The following is a 21752-nucleotide window of genomic DNA, read 5'->3' as shown; positions in this document are numbered from 1 at the left end:
TGTGGGGGTGTTTGGATGCAAGGCTCTACCCTGCAGCCTTCGCCTCCTTCAACAGCTGCTGAATCACCTCCTCCTGCGTGTCATACCGCCCTTCGCCAAAATGGGTGTAGCGAATCTGCCCCTTGGCATCGAAGATGTAATGGGCCGGCCAGTACTGGTTGTCGAATGCCCGCCAGATCGCGTAGTCATTGTCGATGGCGACCGGATAGCCGATCCCCAGTTGCTTGACCTGCTTGCGCACGTTGTCGATGATTTTTTCGTAGCCGTATTCCGGCGTATGCACGCCAATCACCACCAGGCCGTCCTTCTCGTATTTCTTCGCCCAGGCGTTCACATAAGGCAGGCTGTGCTGGCAGTTGATGCAGTCGTAGGTCCAGAAATCCACCAGCACCACCTTGCCGCGCAGGGCCTGGCTGCTCAAGGGCGCTGAGTTGAGCCACTCCACGGCGCCGTCCAGAGAGGGCATTTCGCCGTTGGCACTTGCCTGCGCCGAGGTGTCGGCCATGACCTTGGCGACGATGTAATCGATGGCCTTGGGTACCGTTTTCAGGATGCCCTGCTCGATCGCGTTTGCGCCCTGGGATGAGGTCCCGGCCAGCAGTGCGTTGCTCGATCCGGTGCCGATGACCACGGCGGCCAGCAACACGGCCAGGCCCGTGCCACGGCGCAGCCAGCCGGTGACGGGAATCGAGGGTTTCAACCGGCTGACCAGGCCGCGACCGGCGAAGATCAGCGTGCCCAGCGACAACGCGCTGCCCAGGCCATAAGCCACCAGCAACAGGCTGGTCTGGGCGCTTGCGCCTTGTAGCATGGCGCTGCTGAGGATCACCCCCAGGATCGGCCCGGCACAAGGTGCCCAGAGCAGCCCCGTAGCGATACCCACCAGCAGTGAAGCCGCCGGGCCGGACATCTTGCGGGCCGAGGGATCGATGCGGTTGCCCAGCAGGACCAGGGGGCGCGCCAGCCAGGTACCGACCTTGGCCGACAGCAGTGACAGCGCGAACAGCACCATCACGATCAGCGCCACGTAGCGCCCGGTTTCATTGGCCTTGATCACCCATTCGCTGCTGACCACCGCCAGGCTCGATACCAGGGCAAAGGTCAGGACCAGGCCGCTCAAGGTCAGGAAAACCGAAGAACGCGAGCGGTTGGTACCGGCGAACAGGAACGGCACCACCGGCAGGATACAGGGGCTCAGGACAGTCAATATCCCGCCCAGAAATGCAATGAGTAACATGACTATCACCTATCAATGTTATGGGTTAACGACCAGGTGAATCAGGCGCTTTCGACCTGATGCTCCAGCTGCATGCCCAGTGGCGTGTGCTGGAAGCCGTTTTCCGCGACCACTGGCGCGTCCGCGTCCAGCTGCATGCCCAGCGGCGTCTTGCTGGAACCATTTTCCGCCACTACCGGAGCCTCGCCCTCCAGCTGCATGCCCAGAGGTGTCTTGCTGGAGCCATTTTCCGCCACTACCGCAGCGGCGTCCTCCAGCTGCATGCCCAGCGGTGTCTTGCTGGAGCCATCAGAGGCAAGGGCCGGCAATGCCTCCTTCTGCGCCAGCGGCGTCAGTTGAAAACAGGTACCACTGGCGCAAAGCTGGGATTCAGTCGCGGCATTGGCATGGACGGCAACACCGGCCAGGGCGAAGACAACAGCGGTCAAAAGGCTTTTTACGTTTTTCATGAGGGTTATCCTGTCAATCAAATAAGTTGAGTACGCAAGTGCATGGCGCCCGGATCAATTTCCGGCGTTGCAGGTATCAGCGGCCTTGAGGTAGTCGAGGGTCCGGCTCTGGCCATGGGAGTCCAGGTAAGTCAGGTGGGCATTGACCACCCCGCAGTCAGGTGTCGCGTCCTCACTCGACGAGAGCACTTTGCGGATATCCAGATGGGTGCCGTAGGTGTAGGTTTGTGGTTTGACAGTGACTTCGGCACGGGCGGAAATCGTGCAAATGCTCAATGCTGCAAAGACACAGGCGGCGCAGGCGGCTTTCAGGTTCATGGGCGTTGCTCCAGGCTTCAATCGTTGATTGGCGCCGAGGCATGTCTGCTTGCCTCGATGGAACCCATTTAATGCCCTTGAGGTATCCCGAATGTGTCGCCGCTGGCGGGCGGTTGGTTCGGCAAGTATCCAAACGGCATCTGGATACACAGCGATACAAACCGCCGAAAAAAATGTGCATTTTGCCTTTCACTGTATCCGCGGCCGGCCCGGATACACTGCAATACAAAGGGCCGCGGGCGCGCCTGTGGCCGCTCGCTAGAATGCACACCCACCACACTTTCGCAGGGGGCTGCACCCATGGAACATGTCGACCATATTCTGATCGTTGATGATGATCGCGAGATCAGAGAACTGGTGGGCAACTACCTGAAGAAAAATGGCCTGCGCACCACCGTGGTCGCCGATGGGCGGCAGATGCGCGCCTTTCTCGAGACCACGCCGGTGGACCTGATCGTGCTCGACATCATGATGCCGGGCGATGACGGCCTGCTGCTGTGCCGCGAACTGCGCGCCGGCAAGCACAAGACCACTCCAGTGCTGATGCTCACCGCCCGCAACGATGAAACCGATCGCATCATCGGCCTGGAAATGGGCGCCGACGACTATCTGGTCAAGCCGTTCGCAGCCCGTGAGCTGCTGGCGCGGATCAATGCCGTATTGCGGCGCACACGGATGTTGCCGCCCAACCTGGTGGTCACCGAAACCGGTCGTCTGCTGGCTTTCGGCCGCTGGCGCCTGGACACCTCCGCCCGCCACCTGCTCGACCAGGACGGCACCATGGTCGCCTTGAGCGGTGCCGAATACCGCCTGTTGCGGGTATTTCTCGACCATCCCCAGCGTGTGCTGAACCGTGACCAGTTGCTCAACCTGACCCAGGGCCGCGATGCCGATCTGTTCGACCGCTCCATTGATCTATTGGTCAGCCGCTTGCGCCAACGGCTGCTCGACGATGCCCGGGAACCGGCCTACATCAAGACCGTACGCAGCGAGGGTTATGTGTTTTCCCTGCCGGTGGAAATCCTCGGGGAGCAGCCGTGAGCCGCTGGCTGCGCTGGCCGCGTACGCTGGCGTCGCGGCTGTCGCTGATCTTTCTGGTGAGCCTGTTGCTCGCCCATGCCCTGTCCTTCAGCGCGCAGTTCTATGAACGCTACCAGAGCACCCGGAACACGATGCTGGGCAACCTGGAGAGCAACGTCTCCATCTCGATCGCCGTGCTCGACCGTTTGCCGGCAGACGAACGCGCCGCCTGGCTGCCGCGCCTGGAACAGAACAATTACCGCTATCTGCTCGGCGAAGGCGAACCCGGCGTGCCCATGGACATGAATGCCCCGCCCGTGGCCGTACGCCCGATCAAACTGGCGATCGGTGAGGACTACCCCCTGACGTTCACCGATATCCCAGGGGTGCGGCCACATTTCCAGGTCCACTTGAAGCTGCATGACGGCAGCCCGGTGACCATCGACGTCACCCCGGCAAATGTCCCGTTGGCATTCTGGTTGCCTATCGTGCTCCTGTTGCAGCTCGGACTTCTGCTGGGCTGCACCTGGCTGGCGGTGCGAACGGCGATCAGCCCCTTGACTCGCCTTGCCCGCGCCGTGGAAACCCTGGACCCCAATGCCCACGCCACGCGCCTGGATGAAAGCGGTCCCACCGAGGTTGCCCACGCCGCGACCGCATTCAATGCCATGCAGGAGCGTATCGCTGCCTACCTGAAAGAGCGCATGCAATTGCTGGCCGCCATTTCCCATGACCTGCAGACGCCGATCACGCGGATGAAACTGCGTGCCGAGTTCATGGACGAGTCTGCGGAAAAGGAAAAACTGTCCCAGGACCTGGGCGAGATCGAGCATCTGGTGCGCGAAGGCGTTGCCTATGCGCGCAGCGTTCACGGAGCGAGCGAGGCCAATTGCCGTATCGATCTGGATTCGTTTCTCGACAGCCTGGTGTTCGACTATCAGGACACCGGCCAGGACGTGCAGCTGGAAGGCAAGCACGGGGTAGTGCTCGATAGCCGTCCCCACGCCTTGCGACGGATACTGGTCAACCTGCTGGACAACGCATTGAAGTTCTCTGGCGCGGCACAGCTGCTGGTGGCGCCAACGGCCGATGGCCGGGTGTCGATCAAGGTCCTGGACCGCGGCCCGGGCATCCCGGAGGATGACCTGGCGCAGGTCATGAAGCCTTTTTATCGCGTGGAAAGCTCGCGTAACCGCAGCACCGGAGGTACCGGCCTGGGCCTGGCCATCGCCCAGCAGTTGGCCCAGGCCACCGGCGGCACGCTGACCCTGCGCAACCGCGAAGGCGGTGGCCTGGAAGCGGAACTCACGCTGCCGCTTCCGCCACGCCAATAACGCCCTCGGCGTGCATCTGCTGCAACAGGGCCAGGCCACTGCGGATGAAACCGTCAGGCGCCTGATTGCCGACCTCCTCGGCCAGGCCCAGCAACTGTTCTTGCCCATTAAGCTGCGCAAACTCTTCAATACGCTGCAGCAGGCGGAACGCTAACGGGCTCAGCTCGGAAAAGCGAACACGCCAGTCAGCCCCACGACGAATCAGCAGCAAGGTCGGCTGGGCCGGCGCCGCCACGGGCTGATAATCGAGCCCAAGGCGATGGACCGGCCAGGTGTAGGCCAAAGGCCAGGCCAGGGCCGAGATGCGCAGCGGCCGCTCCAACAGCAAATCGGCAGCGCTTTCAGGCAAAGGCGCAGCTTCGGATTGCTGCAGCGCCATCTCGATCCATTCGTAATGGGCCAGCTCCACGGTGAACGCTGGCCAGGCTCCATCGGCCTGCAACGGTTCCCAGGCAGACAGGAAGGCAACGAACTCCTGGGCCACTTCGCCAAACTTTGGCGTGGCTGCGCGATGGTCGCGCAAAAAGGCCCGTACCAGTTCGCGCCAGGCCTTGTCGCCCAGAACACCGATCAATACTGGAAAAGTGCTGCTGAGCAGCGATACCAGGTTTTCCATGACCAGCTCGCGGTAAACCTCCACCCGCGCCACATCCATCCCTTCCGGTGGCTGGCGGTTGTCGGGGTCGCGCAGGTACCCGGTCAGGGCAAGTTGCTGGTCAAGCAGTGTCTTTGAACCAGACATCAGGCCACCTCCCGGCGGGTGCCGTCAGCTTGATGCTGCAGGCGGCGGATAGTGTTCAACTCGGCCAGCAATGCATCGAAACCTGGAAAATTGAAATCACGTTCCAGCAAGGTCGGCTGTGCACCGAAGCGCGCATAGGCCTGTGCCAACAGATCCCACACCACCGGCTTGACCGGTGCGCCATGGGTGTCGATCTTCAGGGTGTCGGATTCGTCGTAATGCCCGGCCACATGCATGGCGACCACCCTGTCCGGTGCGATGCCGGCCAGGAACCCATGGGGATCGAAGCCGTGGTTGACCGAGTTCACATAGACGTTGTTGACGTCCAGTAGCAGATCACAATCGGCTTCGGCGAGTACCGCGTTGGTGAAGGTCAACTCGTCCATGTCCTGACGGGGTGCGGCATAGTAGGACACGTTCTCCACCGCCAGGCGCCGGCCCAGCACATCCTGGGCCTGGCGGATCCGCGCGGCCACATGGTGCACCGCTTCTTCGGTGAATGGCAGCGGCAGCAAATCGTACAGGTGCCCGTCATCGCTGCAGTAACTCAGGTGTTCGCTGTACAGCGGCACCTTGTAACGCTCCAGGAACACCCGCACTTCGCCCAGAAAGGCCACATCCAGTGGCGCGCTACCGCCCAGGGACAGGGACAGACCATGACAGGTCAGCGGGTAGCGCTCGGCCAGCGCGTTCAGCGCCGCGCCATGGGCGCCACCGATACCTATCCAGTTTTCCGGGGCCACTTCGAGAAAGTCGAAATCACCGGGGGCGGCGATTTGCAGTTCCTTGAGCAATGCCCGGCGCAAGCCAAGCCCGGCGGCCCTGGCCTGCAGTGGAGTCGATTCAATTGCCAGCATCTGGGTAATCTCCGATAAGAAAGAGGTTGAACACAGTTAACCCCCGGCGTGTATCCGGACTGTGTGTCCAGCACCGCAAAAACCTGTGCGGGTGTATCTCCCAGGCGTTCGTACACAATCAGATACACGCCAGCCAGAGACGGTTACTGCAGCTGATACTTCTCGCGCACCAGATGGCCGATGCCCATGCGGTCAAGGATCGCCATCGGGCACAGGAAGGTGACGCGCACCGTGCCAGGCAGACGGCTGATCTCGATGGAGCCATTGATGGTGGCGCGGTTGAGCACTTCGTCGTAGGGCAGCCCGGTGACCGCGGCGGCGCGACGCAGGCCGTTTTCAGTGGCGGCGTTGAGGTTCACGCCACTGCCGACAAAGGTAATCGGGCCGCTCTGCTCGACTTCATGCTGCCCCCAGCGAGCACCCAGCGCCTTCACCTGCTGCCGTTGTCGGGCGTTCATTGGCCGGGCCATGGGCGGCAGGTCTTCGAAGTTTTGCAACAGGATCGGACCTTCCAGGGTGAGGTTCTTGATAACTTCCACCTGGAGCCGGGTTTCCCCGGAAACATCCGTGGCATGCCCGGCGATCTCGCCGTTGCCTTGCTGGGCATGCATGTCGCCCATGTACACGCCGGCCCCCGGCACCTTGACCGGACAGATCAGGATGCAGCCCTCGCGCACGGAATTGGTGTCCATATGGCCATCGGTCTTGGCCGCGTGCAGCTCGTCATGGGTCATGCCGAAGCGGTGCGGTGCATCGATCAGGTACTGGCCGAAATCGGCGCAGTTGTGCGAGTCCGGCAAGTCTCGCGCAGGCGTAGTGCCGATGTTGCCGAGGAACGGCCGCATATGCGCCGCCACGCCAGGCATGTCAGCGCGAGCCAGCGACAGGATCGAATGCTGGGCCGCCAACTCCGGCAGTGCCGACATTTCCCCGGCGTTACCGGCCAGGCGGTTGGCCACGTCCTGGTTGACGGTGAGGCTGACCTGGTTTTCCTCATCCAGCACAATCACGTAACCGTGGCTGAAACGAAATGCACTCACCTCGGCACCACAGTGATTGCAACGAATGGCGTCCTCGCCAACGCCTTCGACATGACTGGCCGGGTGCTCGGTGCCGCAGGCAGCGCAGAATTTGGCCACGAATGGGTCACCGTGGTAGCGACCTTCGACAAATTTCATCACCCCTGAGGAGGTCGCCAGCGAGGTGACGCGCATGCGTTGAATCTTCAATGCAACCGCATCACCGACCTCGGCGCCGGCGATCGCAACCGGTTGCGTCACCTCATGACCGCCCTGGAAGGCCGGCGTGATCATTGGCCCCCAACAGCCCGGCGGGGTTCCGGTAACCAGGGTGCCGCCATCGGCCAGAGGCCCCAGCATCGGCTGGCTGGGCCCAATGATGCCGTTGGTATAGGTTTGAACCCGCAGGTGGTCCACGGGCAATTGCTCAATGCTGGAAGTTCTGGACACGCTGGTACTCCTTCGATGATCGACAAGGCGCGAGCGGGTAACGCCAGCCCACCCGCCCAGTTGACCGAAGGCGTGTATCGCTGATGTGTCGTGCAGTAGCCGAAACGGCAGCGTATGTATCCCACGCGTGTTCATACACAGTTTGATACACGGGTGATCCGGCTCTGCAGCCCCCTGCGCCTGGATGCTCCTCCTATTGATAAAAACGCAATTCAGGCATTGTATTGATACGTCATGTAATCAATGAGCCCCGTCATGCAACGCCATTTCGACGATATCCAGCTGGGAAGCATCGAGCTGTTCTGCCTGGCAGCGGAAATGGGCAGCTTCACTGCTGCCGCCACCGCCGCCAGCGTCACCCCGGCTGCCGTCAGCCGTTCGGTGTCGCGCCTGGAAGCGCGGCTGGGGGTGCGCTTGTTCGTGCGCACCACGCGCCAGATGCGCCTGACCGAAGGTGGACAAACCTATTACGAACAATGCCGCCAGGCACTGTCACAGCTGGTGGACGCCGAACGCGAAGTCGCAGGTCGGCAGAGTGCGCCCTCGGGGCTGCTGCGCATCAGCGTGCCGACGCCCTATGCCCATTACCGCCTGTTGCCGTTGCTGCCGGAATTCCGCCAGCTGTATCCGGACATGCAGGTGGCGGTCCACGTCAGCAACCGCAATATCGACTTTGCCGATGAGGGTTATGACCTGGCGATACGCGGACGCGATCCCGTCGACTCCTCGCTGATTGCGCGAAAACTCGAAGATGCCGAAATGGTCCTGGTCGCAGCGCCGGCCTACCTGAAAAGATCGGCGCCGCTGGCGACACTGGACGATCTGCAAAAACACGATTGCATACAGTTCGAGTTGCCCAGCACCGGGCGTAAAATGCCTTGGTCCTTTTTACAAGACGGCAAACCGGTCGAGGTTTCGACTCAGGGCGGCTATACCTGTCTGGAGGACTATCTGGGCATGGTCACGCTGGCGCGCAATGGGGCGGGCGTCGTCCAGGCCTATCGATTTATCGTCGAGAAGGATCTGGCGTCCGGCGAACTCGTCGAGCTCTTGCCCCAGCATGGGGGCACCACGCGGCCCTTCAACCTGCTGTACCCCCATGCGCGTCACGTTTCACTGCGGGTCAGGACGTTCATCGACTTCCTGACCACCCGACTGGCGCTGCGCCGGTAAAGAGCCGCCCACTCGCTACGGGTGGGGGTGTTCGCCGCGCAGTCTGATCTACTTGGCATTTGCCCGAGCCGTATGCGGCTTGCCCAGCGAACCAAAGGGAAATTCCGCCATGAGTGAATACACCGCGCCCCTGCGCGACATGCAGTTCGTCCTGAATGAACTTGGCCTGCTCGATCAAGTCAGTCAATTACCCGGTTGTGAGGACGTCAGCGCGGACCTGGCCGACGCTATCCTCGCCGAAGCCGGCAAGTTCGCCCAAGGTGTGTTGTCGCCCTTGAACGTCAGCGGCGACCGCGAAGGCGCGCGCTGGGTCGATGGCGAGGTACACACCGCCAAGGGCTGGCACAAGGCGTACCAGCAGTTCGTCGAAGGCGGCTGGAATGCCTTGTCCTGCGACCCCGAGCACGGCGGCCAGGGCCTACCGCGACTGGTCTCGGCCCTGGTCGAGGAAATGTGGAACGCCGCCAACGTGTCCTTCGGCCTGTGCCCGATGCTGACCCGTGGCGCCATCGAAGCCGTGGAACTGCGCGGCAGCGACTACCTGAAAGAAACCTACCTGCCGAAGATGATCAGCGGCGAGTGGACCGGCACCATGAACCTCACCGAACCCCAGGCCGGCTCCGACCTGGCCTCGGTGCGCAGCCGCGCCGAGCCTCAAGGCGACGGTACTTACCGCGTCTTTGGGCAGAAGATTTTCATCACCTACGGCGAACACGACCTCACCGACAACATCGTGCACCTGGTGCTGGCCCGGGTTCCCGGCGCACCGGAAGGCGTCAAGGGCATCTCACTGTTCGTGGTACCGAAATTCATGGTCGAGGTCGACGGTAGCCTGGGCGCACGCAATGACGTGCGTTGCGTGTCCATCGAGCACAAGCTCGGTATCCATGCCAGCCCCACCGCCGTGCTGTCCTTCGGTGACAAAGGCGGCGCCACCGGCTGGCTGGTGGGTGAAGAAAACCGTGGCCTGGAATACATGTTCATCATGATGAACGCCGCGCGTTTCTCCGTCGGCATCGAAGGCATCGGCCTCTCCGATCGTGCCTACCAGCGCGCCCTGGCCTACGCCCGCGATCGCGTGCAGGGCACCGAAGTCGGCGCCGGCAGCCGCGACAAGGTCGCTATCCTGCGCCACCCCGATGTACGCCGTATGCTGCTGTCGATGAAATCGCGCACCGAAGCCATGCGCGCCCTCGCCTGCCTGGTCGCCACCGCCATGGACACCGCCCATAGCCACGATAACGCTGAAACCCGCAAGGCCAGCCAGGCCTTCGTCGACCTGATGATCCCGGTGGTCAAGGGTTGGAGCACCGAAAACGCGATCGATATCGCCTCCCTCGGGGTGCAGATTCATGGCGGCATGGGCTTCATCGAAGAGACTGGCGCCGCGCAGCACCTGCGCGATGCGCGCATCACCACCATCTATGAAGGTACCACCGGTATCCAGGCGGCCGACCTGATCGGGCGCAAGATTGCCCGTGACAAGGGCCATGCCATCGGCCTGGTGATCGAACAGATGCGCGCCGTGGCGCAGCGCCTGGTCGACGATCATTCACTGCACGCGATCGGCCGGACCCTGGGCCAGGGCATAGTGGCGCTGGAGCAGGCAGTGGGCTTCATCGTCGACAACTATGACGCCCATGTCGCCAAGGTCTCGGTCGGCTCGGTGCCCTTCCTGGAACTGTTCGGCACCGTTGCCGGCGGCTGGCAGCTGGCCCAGTCGGCCTTGGTGGCGCAAGCCCGCCTCAAGGAAGGCACCAGCGAGCAGGACTTCTATCGCGCCAAGCTGCTGACTGCACGCTTCTACGCCGACCACATCCTGGCCCGCGCCAATGGCCTGGCCCATAGCGTGATTCAGGGTGGCGATGCGGCGCTGGAAATGGACGACGAGCAGTTCTGATCGCGGGTGGCCCGGATGCCCCCTTCATGAGGTGGCATCCGGGAACAAACGCTTGCAATTCAGCTCGACTAAATTGCGAGCATCCAGGACAGCTCAACAAGCGAGTACTCATGAAGAGAACCCTAGGCATTTTTGGGTTGTTGGCGTGTTTGCCAGCAACCGCCGTACTGGCCGACGAAGGCGGCATCAGCTTCTGGTTGCCCGGCCAGTTCGGCGCACTGGCCGCTGTACCGACCGAACCCGGTTGGAGCCTGCCATTGATCTATTACCATGCCAAAGTCAGTGAAGACTCGAACACGGCCATTCCACGCGGCGGCCGTACCACACTGGGTCTCGACGCAACAGCCGACCTGGTGTACGCCCTCCCGACCTATACCTTTGCCGATCCTTTCCTGGGAGCCCAGGCGGCAATCTCGGTAGCCGTTGCCTCCGGCCGTGACGAGGCCAGTGTTGATGCCACGATAACCGGCCCGCGTGGACGTACCTTTTCCGGCGGTCTGGATGACACCCTTTGGGGCACCAGCGACGTTTACCTTTTGGGCACGATGAAATGGAACCATGGCGTGCACAACTTCATGGCCTACAGCATGGGCAACATTCCCGTCGGCGCCTATGACCCCGATCGGCTGGTCAACCTCGGCCTGGGCCACGCTTCGTTCGATGCCGGTGGCGGCTACACCTACTTCGACAAGGTCAACGAGTTTTCGGCCGTGGCGGGCGTGACCTACAACTGGGAAAACACCGACATCGACTACCAGAACGGTATCGATTCCCACCTGGACATGAGCGCCTCGCACTTCTTCACCGCACAGACCCATGCCGGCCTGGTGGGCTACTTCTACAACCAGGTCACCGGCGACAGCGGTAGCGGCACTACCCAGGGTTCTTTCAAATCGCGGGTCGCAGGCATAGGGCCCCAGGTCGGGCATTTCTTCAAGGTTGGCGAACAACTCTGGTACATCAACCTCAAGGGGTATCACGAGTTCGACGCAAAGAATCGCCCGGATGGCTGGAATGTGTGGTTGAGCCTGGCGATTCCGTTGTCCGGCAAGGGATGATCTTGCGGCCTCCCTGCCTTCGAATGGCACACTATCTTCTTTCATAAGCAATGCTATAGTCACTCTTAAACGCCACAAGAGTGACTTTGAGAGAGCTTATAAATGAAGATATTTCCTCTCGCCTGCGCTGAACAGCTCGAAAACATTGGCCTTCTGGTCAAAAACAGGCGCCTGGAACGAAAAATACGCCAAAAGGACATCGCCGACGCTGTTGGCATTTCCACCCAGACTCTCGGCAAAATCGAAACCGGAGCCCCTTCGGTCGAGATGCGTGCCTACATGGTCGTGCTCTGGCACCTTGGCCTGCTTGGCGACGTCTTCCCGATCATTGCGCCGCCTGCCCTGGCCACCTATGCCCCGGAACATCGGGTCCGACTGAAAAAAACAGCGAAGGACGATTTCTGATGCGACGGGTCTATGTGTACATGCAACTTCCCGACTCTCTCGAAACCGTCACCCTTGGGCGACTCGACACCCGGGCCGGTGTCGGCGAATTCGTCTACAACCCCGAGTATGTCGCCGAGGGCGGCTGGGTACCCGATCCCATTCGCTACCCATTGCGTGCCCAGGTGTTTCAGGCCATCACCAAAAACCAGGGCATTCCGGGGTTCATCCGCGATGCCGCGCCGGATGGATGGGGTGAGCGGGTGCTGCTCAAGACCAGCGACGGGACATTGGATGCCTTGGATTTCCTCCTCAAATCCCCCAATCAGGACCGCGCCGGCAGCCTGATGATGGGAGTTGCCAAGACGCCGCCGAACGGGGTTGGACAGGCAGGTATTTCGAGGCTCACGGCACTGGACGAATTTATCGCCTTTGCCGACAACATCCAGAATGGCTTCCCGAAACTCACTGATGAAATGGCACGTCAGGCGTTGCGACAACGCTCTTCGCTCGGTGGTGCGCGCCCCAAGTGCACGCTACGCGTCGATGACAGACTTATCCTGGCCAAACCGCGGGACCGACACGACGACTTCGACGTTCCAGCACTGGAGTTCGCTGCAATGTCGTTTGCTGCCAGCAAGGGGCTGCATGTCGCACACGTCGAACTGCACCGTGGCAAGGCCAGTACCTTGCTCGTGGATCGCTTCGATCGCCGAGCAACCAACGATGGCAAGTTTCTACGCTTGCCGATGATGAGTGGTTTGACGTTGCTCGACAGTGACTGGAAGAATCCGGCCGCGCATGAACAGGAGTGGCGCTATGGCTTGCTGGTGGACGAGATGAACCGGCGCCAGGTGCCTGTCGAGGACCAACACGAACTCTACCGTAGAATCTGCTTCAACATCCTGGTCGGCAATGATGACGATCATCCCAAGAATGTCAGCGTGATCTTTGACCAGGGTCGCTGGCGGTTATCGCCGATGTACGACGTGGTTCCCTGCCTGGATGGCTCGCCACCGCCTCGCCTGGCGATGGCGGTCGGCAAGTTTGGGCATGCTCTGACTCGACGTAACCTGCTGAGCCAAGCCGCGCACTACCATCTGGACCAGACGCAGGCCTGCGCCATTCTTGACGACGTAGCCAGTTGGGAGGCGGACTTGCAGGCCCACTACCGCGAGCATCTGGCTGAACAGGAGCAGCGGCTGGCGCTTGCTGCGATCGGCGGTCAGCGCTTGCTGGTATGAGCACGGTTAAAAGCGGCTTCAAGCCAGTTTATTGACCTTGGGAAACCTGGCAACGAAATCAGCCGGCATCGCCGAAACCTTGCCGGCTACATAGTCGAAAAACACGAAACCCGACTTGGCCATGGCGATCAGCGTCCCGTCGGCCGGGCGGGTGATGCGGAAGATGATGTCACCGCCGTACTTGTTGAAGTCCATCACCCCCACCTCGAACAGCAATTGATCGCGAGCGTGGGCTTCTGCGCGGTAGGTGGTGGCCAGGTCGGTGACGATGATGCTCTGGGAGTCCGCACCGTAATCGAACAGAAAGCGGGCGCGCGCTTCGGAAATCATCGAGATCATCGAGTCGTTGCCCAGATGATTGGCGGCATTGATATCGGTCACGCGGACGGTCAGCTGGGTCGTGTAGTAAAACTGATCTTCAGGAAATTCCAGGTGCAGGCGGGCCATGTAAGGTCTCGGTTTGAGTCAGTCGTCGATTTTGTGACGTGAAGTGTAATGGGTAGTCACTGGTTCTTAAATGGCTGAGCTGGATTGTCGCTCGTGGCGTGATGTCTGATCGGAGTATTGCGTTGCCTGGTCTGGCGTCATCGCGGGCAAGCCCGCTCCCACAGGATCCACACATATCCTGTGGGAGCGGGCTTGCCGGATCGCCGGACCGCCGCGATGGGCTGCCAAGCAGCCCCCACTACCCCAGATCAATCGAATCAATGAACCCCTTGCTCCGACCAATCAGTTTCTCCCGCAAGGCATCACGAACACCCGTCAGCACCGCTTCGTCGACAGTGACCTGGCCCGAGCAATGCTCCAGTTGGAGCGCATCGGAACGGACCTTGAAAAACAGCACCTGGGTCGTGACGGCATCGGCTTCCAGTGCAAAGGCCATCATCGAAATGCCCAGCGCGCCGTTATCTTGCTGTTGCGCAAGCGCGATCTGAAACCTTGTCGCTTTCGCGCGCCGGCTTTCGCGGTTGAAGATGGTGATCCAGGGGTTATCCGCGTCCATCGACTTCATCGCTTCCAGCGTCGACACCACGATCGCCAATGCGCCAGAGCCTGCGCCAAGCAAACCGGCCGCGACCTTGAGAATGGCCTCGTGGGTTTCCAGGCCATCGGCCTGGGCGTGATAGACGTCAAAGCTTTTTGACTGGATCACCCAGCCCAGGTTCTCCAATACCGCGAAGTAATCGTTGTACCAGTCGAAGATCCCGCTACCCGGGGTGATTTTCCTGTTTGCCGCCAACTGCGCCAACAAGGTGCAATCGGTAATGTCCTGGCGGTGTTCGGCCGAAACGCCCTTGGCAAACGACACCACTTCCGAACCGACCACGGCCGCCTGGTCTTTCAAGGCATCGAAGTCGAGGCTCGGCCCACCCTCGAAGTCAAAACCACGCGCCAGACCGGGCAGCGCGAGCTCCTTGAGATACTTGCAAGCTGAATCCGGGGTTACGGTGGCCATTTTCACGCTCCTTCCAGGCTGCACGGCGGTGAAGAAAGCATAGTCCGGGATTTCTCGTTCCCACGCTCTGCGTGGGAATGCAGCGACAGACGTTCCCCGCGTCGAGATGCAGTGCGTCAGGTGAGGCATTCCCACGCAGAGCGCGGGAACAAGAGCAACGAGGACATTTCGCTCGATATGATCCAGGAGGGCTATCTTGATTGCCGGCTTCAGCGATAATGCAGCGCTGAACCGCGCCTTCCTGTCCGACACCTGGAGATTTCGCTTGGGCGACACCCACCGACGACCTCGGCTATTCCCCAGTGTCCTGCTCTCATGGCTTTTGCTGGGTGCATTGCCGGCTGTCCAGGCCGAAACACTGAAACTGGCCACCGGCGAGTTCCAGCCTTACGTCAGCGAGTCGTTGCCAGGCCAGGGCCTGAGCAGCCAGATCGTGCGCTCGGCCTTCGAGGCCGCGGGCTATCAGACCACCCTGATGTTCATGCCCTGGCGGCGGGCAGCGGCGCAAACCCGTGCCGGCCACTATGCCGCCTCCTACCCCTGGGCAATGAACGAAGAGCGCAAGCAACACTTCCTCTATTCACACCCTATCTACCAGGGCCAGATACGTTTCTTCGCCCTGCTGGACAGCCCCATGGCCGATACCCGGCAATGGTATGGCAAAACCCTCTGCATCCCGGACGGCTGGGATACCACGCAACTGCTGCAGCCCATCGAGCACTACGGCTTCAAGCTCGAACGGCCCTCGGATATCGAGAACTGCCTGCTGATGGTGGGTTCCGGGCGGGTTGAGCTCACGGCGATCAACCCCATGGTGGCTGGCAGCCTGAACAGGAGGCTCCACCTGGAGCACAAGGTCGTCCCGGTGGGGGAAGTCATTGCCACCGACCTGAACTATCTCATCGTGCCCCGGGTACTGCCCGATGCCGTCCAGTTGATCGACGACTTCAATCGCGGCCTGGAGCATATCCACGAGAACGGCCGTTACCGGGAAATTATCGAAAACGCCGCCGGTACGCCCTGATGCACACGTTGACAGAAGATGACTGCTCCCAGGATGGGTGGCGGTGGAGGCTTTCACCGTCGCTGAGCACGGCGTTGAGTTACCCGCCCGATGGCAGGCCTATTTGCAGTACCTGCTTCGTGGAGGGGCTATCGTTATAAATCTGATGTTCTGCCAACACTCCAAGAATGGGTGAGCTCAGATGCACATGACGGCCTGGAAACGGAACCTCCCTGCGCCCGACATCGCTGGCGCAATGCTCGCAATGATGATCGGTATGGCGGCGCCCTTGCCCGCCCATGCCGAAGACTCTGCCAATGCCCGGTCGCTGGTCAAGAACATGTCCGAGTACCTGGCAGCGCAAACGACCCTGTCGTTTGATTACGACACCAACTTCGAGATCGTCACCAAGGAAAAGCAGAAACTGGCGCTGGCGAGTTCCGGCAGCGTCCTGCTCAATCGGCCCGACAAAGTCCATAGCAACCGCTTCGGTGGCTTTGCCAATATCGAGATGCTGTTTGACGGGAAAACCCTGACCGTGTTCGGCAAGAACGCCAACCTCTATACCCAGGTCGAAGTACCCGGCACCGTCGATAACCTGGTCGATGTATTGCGCGACAAATACGATCGGCCCCTTCCCGGCGCCGACTTGCTGATGGCCAACGTACACGATCAGTTGATGCCTGAAGTGGTCGACGCCAAGGACCTGGGCAGTGGCGTGATCGGCGGCGTGGAGTGCGACCACCTGGCCTTTCGCACCAAGGAAGTGGACTGGCAGATCTGGATCGCCCAGGGCAACCAGCCCTACCCTTGCCGTTATGTCATTACCTCCAAGCTCGTGGCCGGCTCGCCCCAGTACAGTATCCAGATCCACAACTGGAAAACCGGGGGTGATGTCCCGCACGACAATTTTGTCTTCAACAATTCGACGAACGCCAAGCAGATCGACCTGAAGGACCTTCCCGAGGCCGATGAACTGCCGTCGAACTTTGTCAAAGGAAAAGCCAAATGAACAGTGTGAAGCTAGTCGGTGCCTGCCTGCTGGGCGGGTTCATCATGGTCTGCGCCCTTGAACTGGGCCAGGCGTTCTCGGTTCCCGGGGTGCACAGCATCATCTCCTCCGCCGAAGCCGTGGTCGGGCGCCCACTGACGCCAGTGAGCGTTGCCGGGGTGGCGCGGCGCACGGCGCGGCGGTGAGCGGTGTGGGCCTATAACTGCTGACAGACAGCTTGCAGAAAACTTGGAGGGTCATTGTGGGAGCTGGCTTGCCAGCGATGGCCACACTGCAAAAATTCAGACATACCGCGGCGTTTGAATCGCGGGCAAGCCCGCTCCCACAGGATGACACGACTCAGGCTGGCACGCTGGCAGCCTCCTCAGCCTTGTTGATGCAATTGCGCAACGGCGCGCCCTGGACCGCTCCGAGCAGGTTTTCGATTGCCTCCATCGCCATGCGCAAGTGGGTTTCGCGGGTATTGCTGCCGATGTGCGGAGCCAGCACCAGGTTGCTCAGCGGCAACAAATCCGGATGAACGCTCGGTTCGCCCTCCGTCACGTCCAGCCCAGCGGCAGCAATGCGCTTGTCGCGCAACGCCGCAGCCAACGCCGCGTCATCCACCACGCCACCACGTGCGGCATTCACCAGCACGGCGGTGGGTTTCATCCGCGCCAGTTGCGCTGCACCGATCAGATGGCGAGTGTCCGGCCCATAGGGTGCCTGCACCATGACAAAATCGCTTTGCGCCAACAGGCTGTCGAGATCCAGATAACGCACACCGAGCCGCGCCTCTTCTTCCGGCGGCAGCTGGCGGCGGTTGTAGTAGCTCACCTCCATGTCGAAGCCACGCGCACGCTTGGCCAGTTCCGCGCCGATCCGTCCCATGCCGATGATGCCCATGCGCTTGTGGTGCACGTCCATGCCGTAGATCGGTGCCGAACCACTGCCCCAGCGCCCGGCGCGGACGAAGGCATCGGCTTCGACGATACAGCGCGCTGCCGCCAGCATCAGGCCGAAGGCCAGGTCGGCGGTGGCCGCGACCACCGCGCCGGGGGTGTTGCAGACATGAATGCCACGCTCGGTGCAGGCCTCGATGTCGATGTGGTCGTAGCCGGCGCTGATGGTGCTGATCAGTTTCAGTCGCGGGCATGCCGCCAGCACTGCCCAATCGATGCGACCATCGAGCGGCGTAACCAGTGCGTAATCGGCGTCCTTGAACAGCTCGGCGAGATCGGCCGGGGCGTCCGAGTCCGGCATGCGCACGTCGCCGAGTGAACGCAGGCGCTCGAGTATCGGCTCGGAAACCTGGCGCGAAATGGCGATGCAGATTTTCCGGGTCATGGTCGAACTCCTCAAGTGCGATAGCTGGTGTCGGTGCGATCGAGCTTGCGCAGCAAGGCCGGCCAGACGAAGTCCGCGCCCAGGCCACTGGTCTGTACTTTCATCGAGTGGGCGGTGCCTTCGATGATCTGCGGATCAACCTGCAGCAACTCGCCGCCAGCCTGGGCCGAGAGCTGGATCTGACAGGTGCTTTCGAACAGGTACATGGCCAGGAAGGCCTCGGCCACGGATTTGCCGACGGTCAGCAGGCCGTGATTGCGCAGCATGAAGAAACTGGCGGTGCCCAGGTCGTGTTGCAGGCGCGGCTTCTCTTCATCGTGCACCGCCACACCTTCATAGTCGTGATAGGCCAGCGAAGCCAGGACGAAGGTCGACTGCTGGCTGATCGGCAACACCCCGCACTTCTGCGCGCTCACCGCGACGCCGGCGCGGGTATGGGTGTGCAGCACGCATTGGACGTCTTCGCGGGCATCATGAATGGCGCTGTGAATCACGAAACCGGCGCGGTTGACCGGGTGCGGGGTGTCGAGCACCTTGTTGCCGTCCTGGTCGACCTTGACCAGATTCGACGCGGTGATTTCGTCGAACATCAAGCCATAGGGGTTGATCAGGAAGTGATGTTCCGGTCCTGGAATGCGCACGCTGATATGGGTGAACACCAGGTCGGTCCAGCCGTAAAAAGCCACAAGGCGGTAGCAGGCGGCCAGGTTGACGCGCAGATTCCACTCTTCGGCGGACACGCGTGCTTGAACATCGGAGGGCGCGGCACAATTCATGGTCGGATCTTCCCAAAGGTTGTGGTTGTAGTTGTTGTCAGGGCGACGAGGCTCACTCTAGCCACGCCCTTGACCACCAACTATCGGGAATCCGACAATTGCCGCTTTCCGACCATCCGGACGCCTGTATGCCCCTGCACCCGCCCCTGTCCGAAGCCCAGCGTCAGGCACTCTCGATCAACCCCTGGTTCAGCAATCTACCCCCTGCCACCCGTGAGGCATTGCTCGCAGCCTGCCAATGGCAGCACGTGGGTCAGGGAGCTGTAGTGTTTCGCCAAAACGAAGCGGTGGATGCGGCAAGCGGTGGCTTTTATGGCCTGGTATCCGGCCAGATCAAGATCTCCACCCTGCGCAGCGATGGCCGCGAAGCCATTCTTTCGGTGCTGGAACCCGGCAGCTGGTTCGGCGAGATCACCCCCTTCGATGGTGTGCCGCGCACCCATGACGCCACGGCCCTGACTGCGCTGGAGCTGTTGGTGGTACCCAACGACGCCTATGCCCGGCTGATGCAGGACAATGCCTTTGCCCAGGCCATCATTGCCCTGCTGAGCCGGCGCATCCGTACCCTCTTCGGGCTGCTGGAGGATGCCACCCTGCGCGGCCTGCGCGCCCGTGTCGCGCGCCGGTTGCTGGCGCTGGCCCATGGCGATTCGATCCAGAGCGTGGAGATGCACCACACGCTGCACGTCCCCCAGGAAACCCTGGCGATGATGCTGGGCGTGTCGCGGCAAACCCTGTCCATCGAGCTCAATGCATTGGCAGGCGAAGGTATCCTGGCCCTGGGTTATGGCCGCATCGAGATTCTGTCACCCCAGCAGCTGGAGGCGTTGGGCCGCTCGGGGCAGTAGGCTGCATGTTTTTTGTCGTTTGACGATTGCGCGGGTTTTGCTCGCAAACCTCAGGCTCAGGACGCCCGCAATAACGACAAGAAAACGGAGTTTTCATGCCTAGCTTCAATCTGCCCCCTCGCGCCCTGTTGGCCAGTCTCATTACCGCTTGCCTGGCGCAACCCGTGTTCGCGACAACTCAAGACCCCACGGCCTTGCCGGCAGCAGCCAGCAGTATCACGGCCGCCAGCAACGCCGCCGTCCTGCAGCAACTGCCCTTCAGCGATCGCACCGACTACGAGTCGGTGACCCGTGGCCTGGTGGCGCCCTTCAAGGGCCAGGTCAAGGATGCCGCCGGCAAGGTGATCTGGGACATGGACGCCTACCGCTTCCTGGAAAAGGACCAGGCCCCGGACACCGTCAACCCCAGCCTCTGGCGCCTGGCCCAGCTCAGCGCCCACGCCGGCCTGTTCGAAGTCAGCCCACGGATCTACCAGGTGCGCGGTCTCGATGTGTCGAACATGACTCTCATCGAGGGTGATGATGGCCTGATCATTATCGACCCGCTGACCATGGCTGAAACCGCCAGGGCAGCGCTCGACCTGTATTACCAGAACCGCCCGCGCAAGCCGGTGGTGGCGGTCATCTACAGCCACAGCCATGTGGACCATTTTGGCGGTGTGCGCGGGGTGATCGACGAGGCCGACGTCAAGGCCGGAAAGGTCAAGGTGTACGCGCCGTCCGGGTTCATGGAACACGTCATGAGCGAGAACGTGTACGCCGGCAACGCCATGAGCCGCCGCGCCCAGTATCAGTTCGGCACGTTGCTGCCGCGTGGCGACAAGGCCCAGGTCGACGCCGGCGTGGGCAAGAGCCTGCCGGTGGGCGGCAGCATCACCCTGATCGAGCCCACCGACCTGATCGGCAAGGCACTCGACACCCGCACCATCGCAGGGCTCGAGGTGGAGTTCCAACTGACCTCGGGTACCGAAGCGCCGTCGGAAATGAACTTCTACCTGCCCCAGTTGCGTGCCCTGTGCATGGCCGAAAACGCCACGCAGATGATGCATAACATCCTCACGCCACGGGGCGCGCTGGTACGCGATGCCAAGGCCTGGGCGCAGTACCTGGACAGCAGCCTGACCCGCTATGGCGACAAGAGCGACGTGCTGTTCACCCAGCACAACTGGCCGACCTGGGGTGGCGAGCGCATCCGCACCCTGCTCGCCGACCAGCGCGACATGTACGCATTCCTCAACGACCGCACCCTGCACCTGCTCAACCAGGGCATGACGCCCATGGAAATCGCCCAGAACATGCAGAAGCTGCCCGGCGCCCTGGAGAACAAGTGGTACACCCGTGGCTACTATGGCTCGCTGAGCCACAACTCGCGGGCCGTTTATCAGCGCTACATGGGGTTCTACGACGGCAACCCGGCGAACCTCAACCCCCTGCCGTCGGTGGAGGCGTCCCAGCACTACGTGCAGGCCATGGGTGGCGCTGCTGCAGTGGTCGAGAAGATGCGCGAGGCCATGGTCAAGGGCGAATACCGCTGGGCGGCGCAGTTGGGCAATCATCTGATGTTCGCCGAGCCGGACAACACCCAGGGCCGCGCGGCCCAGGCCGATGCGCTGGAACAGTTGGGCTACCAGAGCGAAAACGCCCTGTGGCGCAACATGTACCTCACCGCGGTGATGGAACTGCGCAATGGCGTACCCGCTTATGCAGGCAGCTCGGTGTCGGCCGACATGGTCCGCGCCATGACCCCGGACATGTTCTTCGACTACCTGGCCATCCGCCTGGACAGCGACAAGGCCGTGGGCCACGACCTGACCCTGAACTGGACCTTCGCCGACCAGAACCAGCCCTTCAACCTGACCTTGCGCAACGGCGTACTGACCCACCGCGCCGGCAGCAACCCCCAGGCCGATGCCAGCCTCAGCATGGACAAGTCCACCCTGGAGCAGATCAGCCTCAAGCAACTGGACTTCCCGACGGCGATCCAGAAAGGGTTTATCAAGCTCGAGGGTAACGGCAAGAAACTGGGCGAGTTGCTGGGGGCGCTGGATACCTTCAGTCCGCAGTTCAATATCGTCACGCCCTGATCATGTACACCTCGATCCCAGGCTCACACCTCTCGTTCCCACGCTCTGCGTGGGAACGAGGG

Annotated in this window: 22 protein-coding genes; 12 read left to right on the top strand and 10 right to left on the bottom strand. The window is 61.6% G+C overall.

Features of this window, described 5'->3' with window-relative positions; translation table 11 throughout:
- Positions 1–25: 25 nt before the first annotated feature.
- The 3 genes from F2S13_RS27500 to F2S13_RS27490 are packed head-to-tail and all read right to left on the bottom strand — an operon-like array spanning position 26 to position 2004.
- Positions 26–1237 (bottom strand): cytochrome c biogenesis protein DipZ, encoded by a 1212-nt coding sequence (locus F2S13_RS27500; RefSeq protein ID WP_166366906.1) that lies wholly within the window; start codon positions 1235–1237, stop codon positions 26–28.
- 41 nt (positions 1238–1278) lie between these two features.
- Entirely contained in the window at positions 1279–1686 is a 408-nt protein-coding gene (locus F2S13_RS27495) for a hypothetical protein (protein WP_166366905.1), read from the bottom strand.
- 54 nt (positions 1687–1740) lie between these two features.
- The gene (locus F2S13_RS27490; protein ID WP_166366904.1) at positions 1741–2004 is read right to left on the bottom strand and encodes a DUF2790 domain-containing protein; all 264 of its coding nucleotides are present in this window, start codon (positions 2002–2004) and stop codon (positions 1741–1743) included.
- Between the two features lie 300 nt (positions 2005–2304).
- Here F2S13_RS27490 and F2S13_RS27485 point away from each other — a divergent pair, with 300 nt between their 5' ends.
- Together F2S13_RS27485 and F2S13_RS27480 are read left to right on the top strand one after the other, a co-directional pair.
- On the top strand, positions 2305–3045 hold the full coding sequence (locus F2S13_RS27485) for a response regulator (protein ID WP_166366903.1): 741 nt from the start codon (positions 2305–2307) through the stop codon (positions 3043–3045).
- On the top strand, positions 3042–4358 hold the full coding sequence (locus F2S13_RS27480; RefSeq protein ID WP_166366902.1) for an ATP-binding protein: 1317 nt from the start codon (positions 3042–3044) through the stop codon (positions 4356–4358). The genes F2S13_RS27485 and F2S13_RS27480 overlap by 4 nt, the downstream gene beginning before the upstream one ends.
- On the opposite strand, the gene F2S13_RS27475 is transcribed toward F2S13_RS27480, so the two are convergent.
- The 3 genes from F2S13_RS27475 to F2S13_RS27465 all read right to left on the bottom strand — a co-directional run bounded on the left by F2S13_RS27475 (position 4330) and on the right by F2S13_RS27465 (position 7408).
- Complete coding sequence (locus F2S13_RS27475) at positions 4330–5100, bottom strand: HvfC family RiPP maturation protein (RefSeq protein ID WP_166366900.1); 771 nt, start codon at positions 5098–5100, stop codon at positions 4330–4332. The two genes, F2S13_RS27480 and F2S13_RS27475, sit on opposite strands and share 29 nt — an antisense overlap.
- A complete protein-coding gene (locus tag F2S13_RS27470; RefSeq protein WP_166366898.1) occupies positions 5100–5957 on the bottom strand; it encodes an HvfB family MNIO-type RiPP peptide maturase in 858 nt (285 codons plus the stop codon). The genes F2S13_RS27475 and F2S13_RS27470 overlap by 1 nt, the downstream gene beginning before the upstream one ends.
- Positions 5958–6100: 143 nt before the next feature.
- Entirely contained in the window at positions 6101–7408 is a 1308-nt protein-coding gene (locus F2S13_RS27465) for an acetamidase/formamidase family protein (protein WP_343047623.1), read from the bottom strand.
- A 273-nt stretch (positions 7409–7681) separates the two neighbouring features.
- On the opposite strand from F2S13_RS27465, the gene F2S13_RS27460 reads away from it, so the two are divergent.
- The 5 genes from F2S13_RS27460 to F2S13_RS27440 all read left to right on the top strand — a co-directional run bounded on the left by F2S13_RS27460 (position 7682) and on the right by F2S13_RS27440 (position 13185).
- Positions 7682–8599, top strand: a complete 918-nt coding sequence (locus F2S13_RS27460) for a LysR family transcriptional regulator (RefSeq protein ID WP_166366894.1) — start codon at positions 7682–7684, stop codon at positions 8597–8599.
- A 109-nt stretch (positions 8600–8708) separates the two neighbouring features.
- Positions 8709–10499, top strand: a complete 1791-nt coding sequence (locus tag F2S13_RS27455) for an acyl-CoA dehydrogenase (RefSeq protein WP_166366892.1) — start codon at positions 8709–8711, stop codon at positions 10497–10499.
- 110 nt (positions 10500–10609) lie between these two features.
- Complete coding sequence (locus F2S13_RS27450; RefSeq protein ID WP_166366890.1) at positions 10610–11557, top strand: SphA family protein; 948 nt, start codon at positions 10610–10612, stop codon at positions 11555–11557.
- 102 nt (positions 11558–11659) lie between these two features.
- A complete protein-coding gene (locus tag F2S13_RS27445) occupies positions 11660–11962 on the top strand; it encodes a helix-turn-helix domain-containing protein (protein WP_166366888.1) in 303 nt (100 codons plus the stop codon).
- Entirely contained in the window at positions 11962–13185 is a 1224-nt protein-coding gene (locus tag F2S13_RS27440; RefSeq protein ID WP_166366886.1) for a type II toxin-antitoxin system HipA family toxin, read from the top strand. Before F2S13_RS27445 ends, F2S13_RS27440 begins: the two co-directional genes overlap by 1 nt.
- Before the next feature lie 18 nt (positions 13186–13203).
- Here F2S13_RS27440 and F2S13_RS27435 read toward each other — a convergent pair whose 3' ends face one another.
- On the bottom strand, positions 13204–13632 hold the full coding sequence (locus tag F2S13_RS27435) for a thioesterase family protein (RefSeq protein ID WP_166366884.1): 429 nt from the start codon (positions 13630–13632) through the stop codon (positions 13204–13206).
- Between the two features lie 238 nt (positions 13633–13870).
- Positions 13871–14641 carry a hypothetical protein gene (locus F2S13_RS27430; protein WP_166366882.1) on the bottom strand — a complete coding sequence of 257 codons (771 nt, stop codon included), beginning with the start codon at positions 14639–14641 and terminating at the stop codon, positions 13871–13873.
- A 196-nt stretch (positions 14642–14837) separates the two neighbouring features.
- Here F2S13_RS27430 and F2S13_RS27425 point away from each other — a divergent pair, with 196 nt between their 5' ends.
- The 3 genes from F2S13_RS27425 to F2S13_RS27415 all read left to right on the top strand — a co-directional run bounded on the left by F2S13_RS27425 (position 14838) and on the right by F2S13_RS27415 (position 16841).
- A complete protein-coding gene (locus tag F2S13_RS27425; protein ID WP_166366880.1) occupies positions 14838–15665 on the top strand; it encodes a substrate-binding periplasmic protein in 828 nt (275 codons plus the stop codon).
- 187 nt (positions 15666–15852) lie between these two features.
- On the top strand, positions 15853–16656 hold the full coding sequence (locus F2S13_RS27420; protein WP_178119054.1) for a DUF2092 domain-containing protein: 804 nt from the start codon (positions 15853–15855) through the stop codon (positions 16654–16656).
- Complete coding sequence (locus tag F2S13_RS27415; RefSeq protein ID WP_166366876.1) at positions 16653–16841, top strand: hypothetical protein; 189 nt, start codon at positions 16653–16655, stop codon at positions 16839–16841. The genes F2S13_RS27420 and F2S13_RS27415 overlap by 4 nt, the downstream gene beginning before the upstream one ends.
- 154 nt (positions 16842–16995) lie before the next feature.
- Here F2S13_RS27415 and F2S13_RS27410 read toward each other — a convergent pair whose 3' ends face one another.
- Positions 16996–17982, bottom strand: coding sequence for a 2-hydroxyacid dehydrogenase (locus F2S13_RS27410; protein ID WP_166366874.1), 987 nt, complete (start codon positions 17980–17982; stop codon positions 16996–16998).
- An 11-nt stretch (positions 17983–17993) separates the two neighbouring features.
- The gene (locus F2S13_RS27405; RefSeq protein ID WP_166366872.1) at positions 17994–18758 is read right to left on the bottom strand and encodes a class II aldolase/adducin family protein; all 765 of its coding nucleotides are present in this window, start codon (positions 18756–18758) and stop codon (positions 17994–17996) included.
- 128 nt (positions 18759–18886) lie between these two features.
- Here F2S13_RS27405 and F2S13_RS27400 point away from each other — a divergent pair, with 128 nt between their 5' ends.
- Positions 18887–19606 (top strand): Crp/Fnr family transcriptional regulator, encoded by a 720-nt coding sequence (locus tag F2S13_RS27400; protein ID WP_166366870.1) that lies wholly within the window; start codon positions 18887–18889, stop codon positions 19604–19606.
- A gap of 95 nt (positions 19607–19701) precedes the next feature.
- Positions 19702–21690, top strand: coding sequence for an alkyl/aryl-sulfatase (locus F2S13_RS27395; protein WP_166366868.1), 1989 nt, complete (start codon positions 19702–19704; stop codon positions 21688–21690).
- Positions 21691–21752: the final 62 nt, after the last annotated feature.

It is taken from the genome of Pseudomonas akapageensis (assembly GCF_011355085.1).
GTDB classification, from domain to species: domain Bacteria; phylum Pseudomonadota; class Gammaproteobacteria; order Pseudomonadales; family Pseudomonadaceae; genus Aquipseudomonas; species Aquipseudomonas akapageensis.
This window is presented reverse-complemented; position numbering and strand designations above follow the sequence as displayed.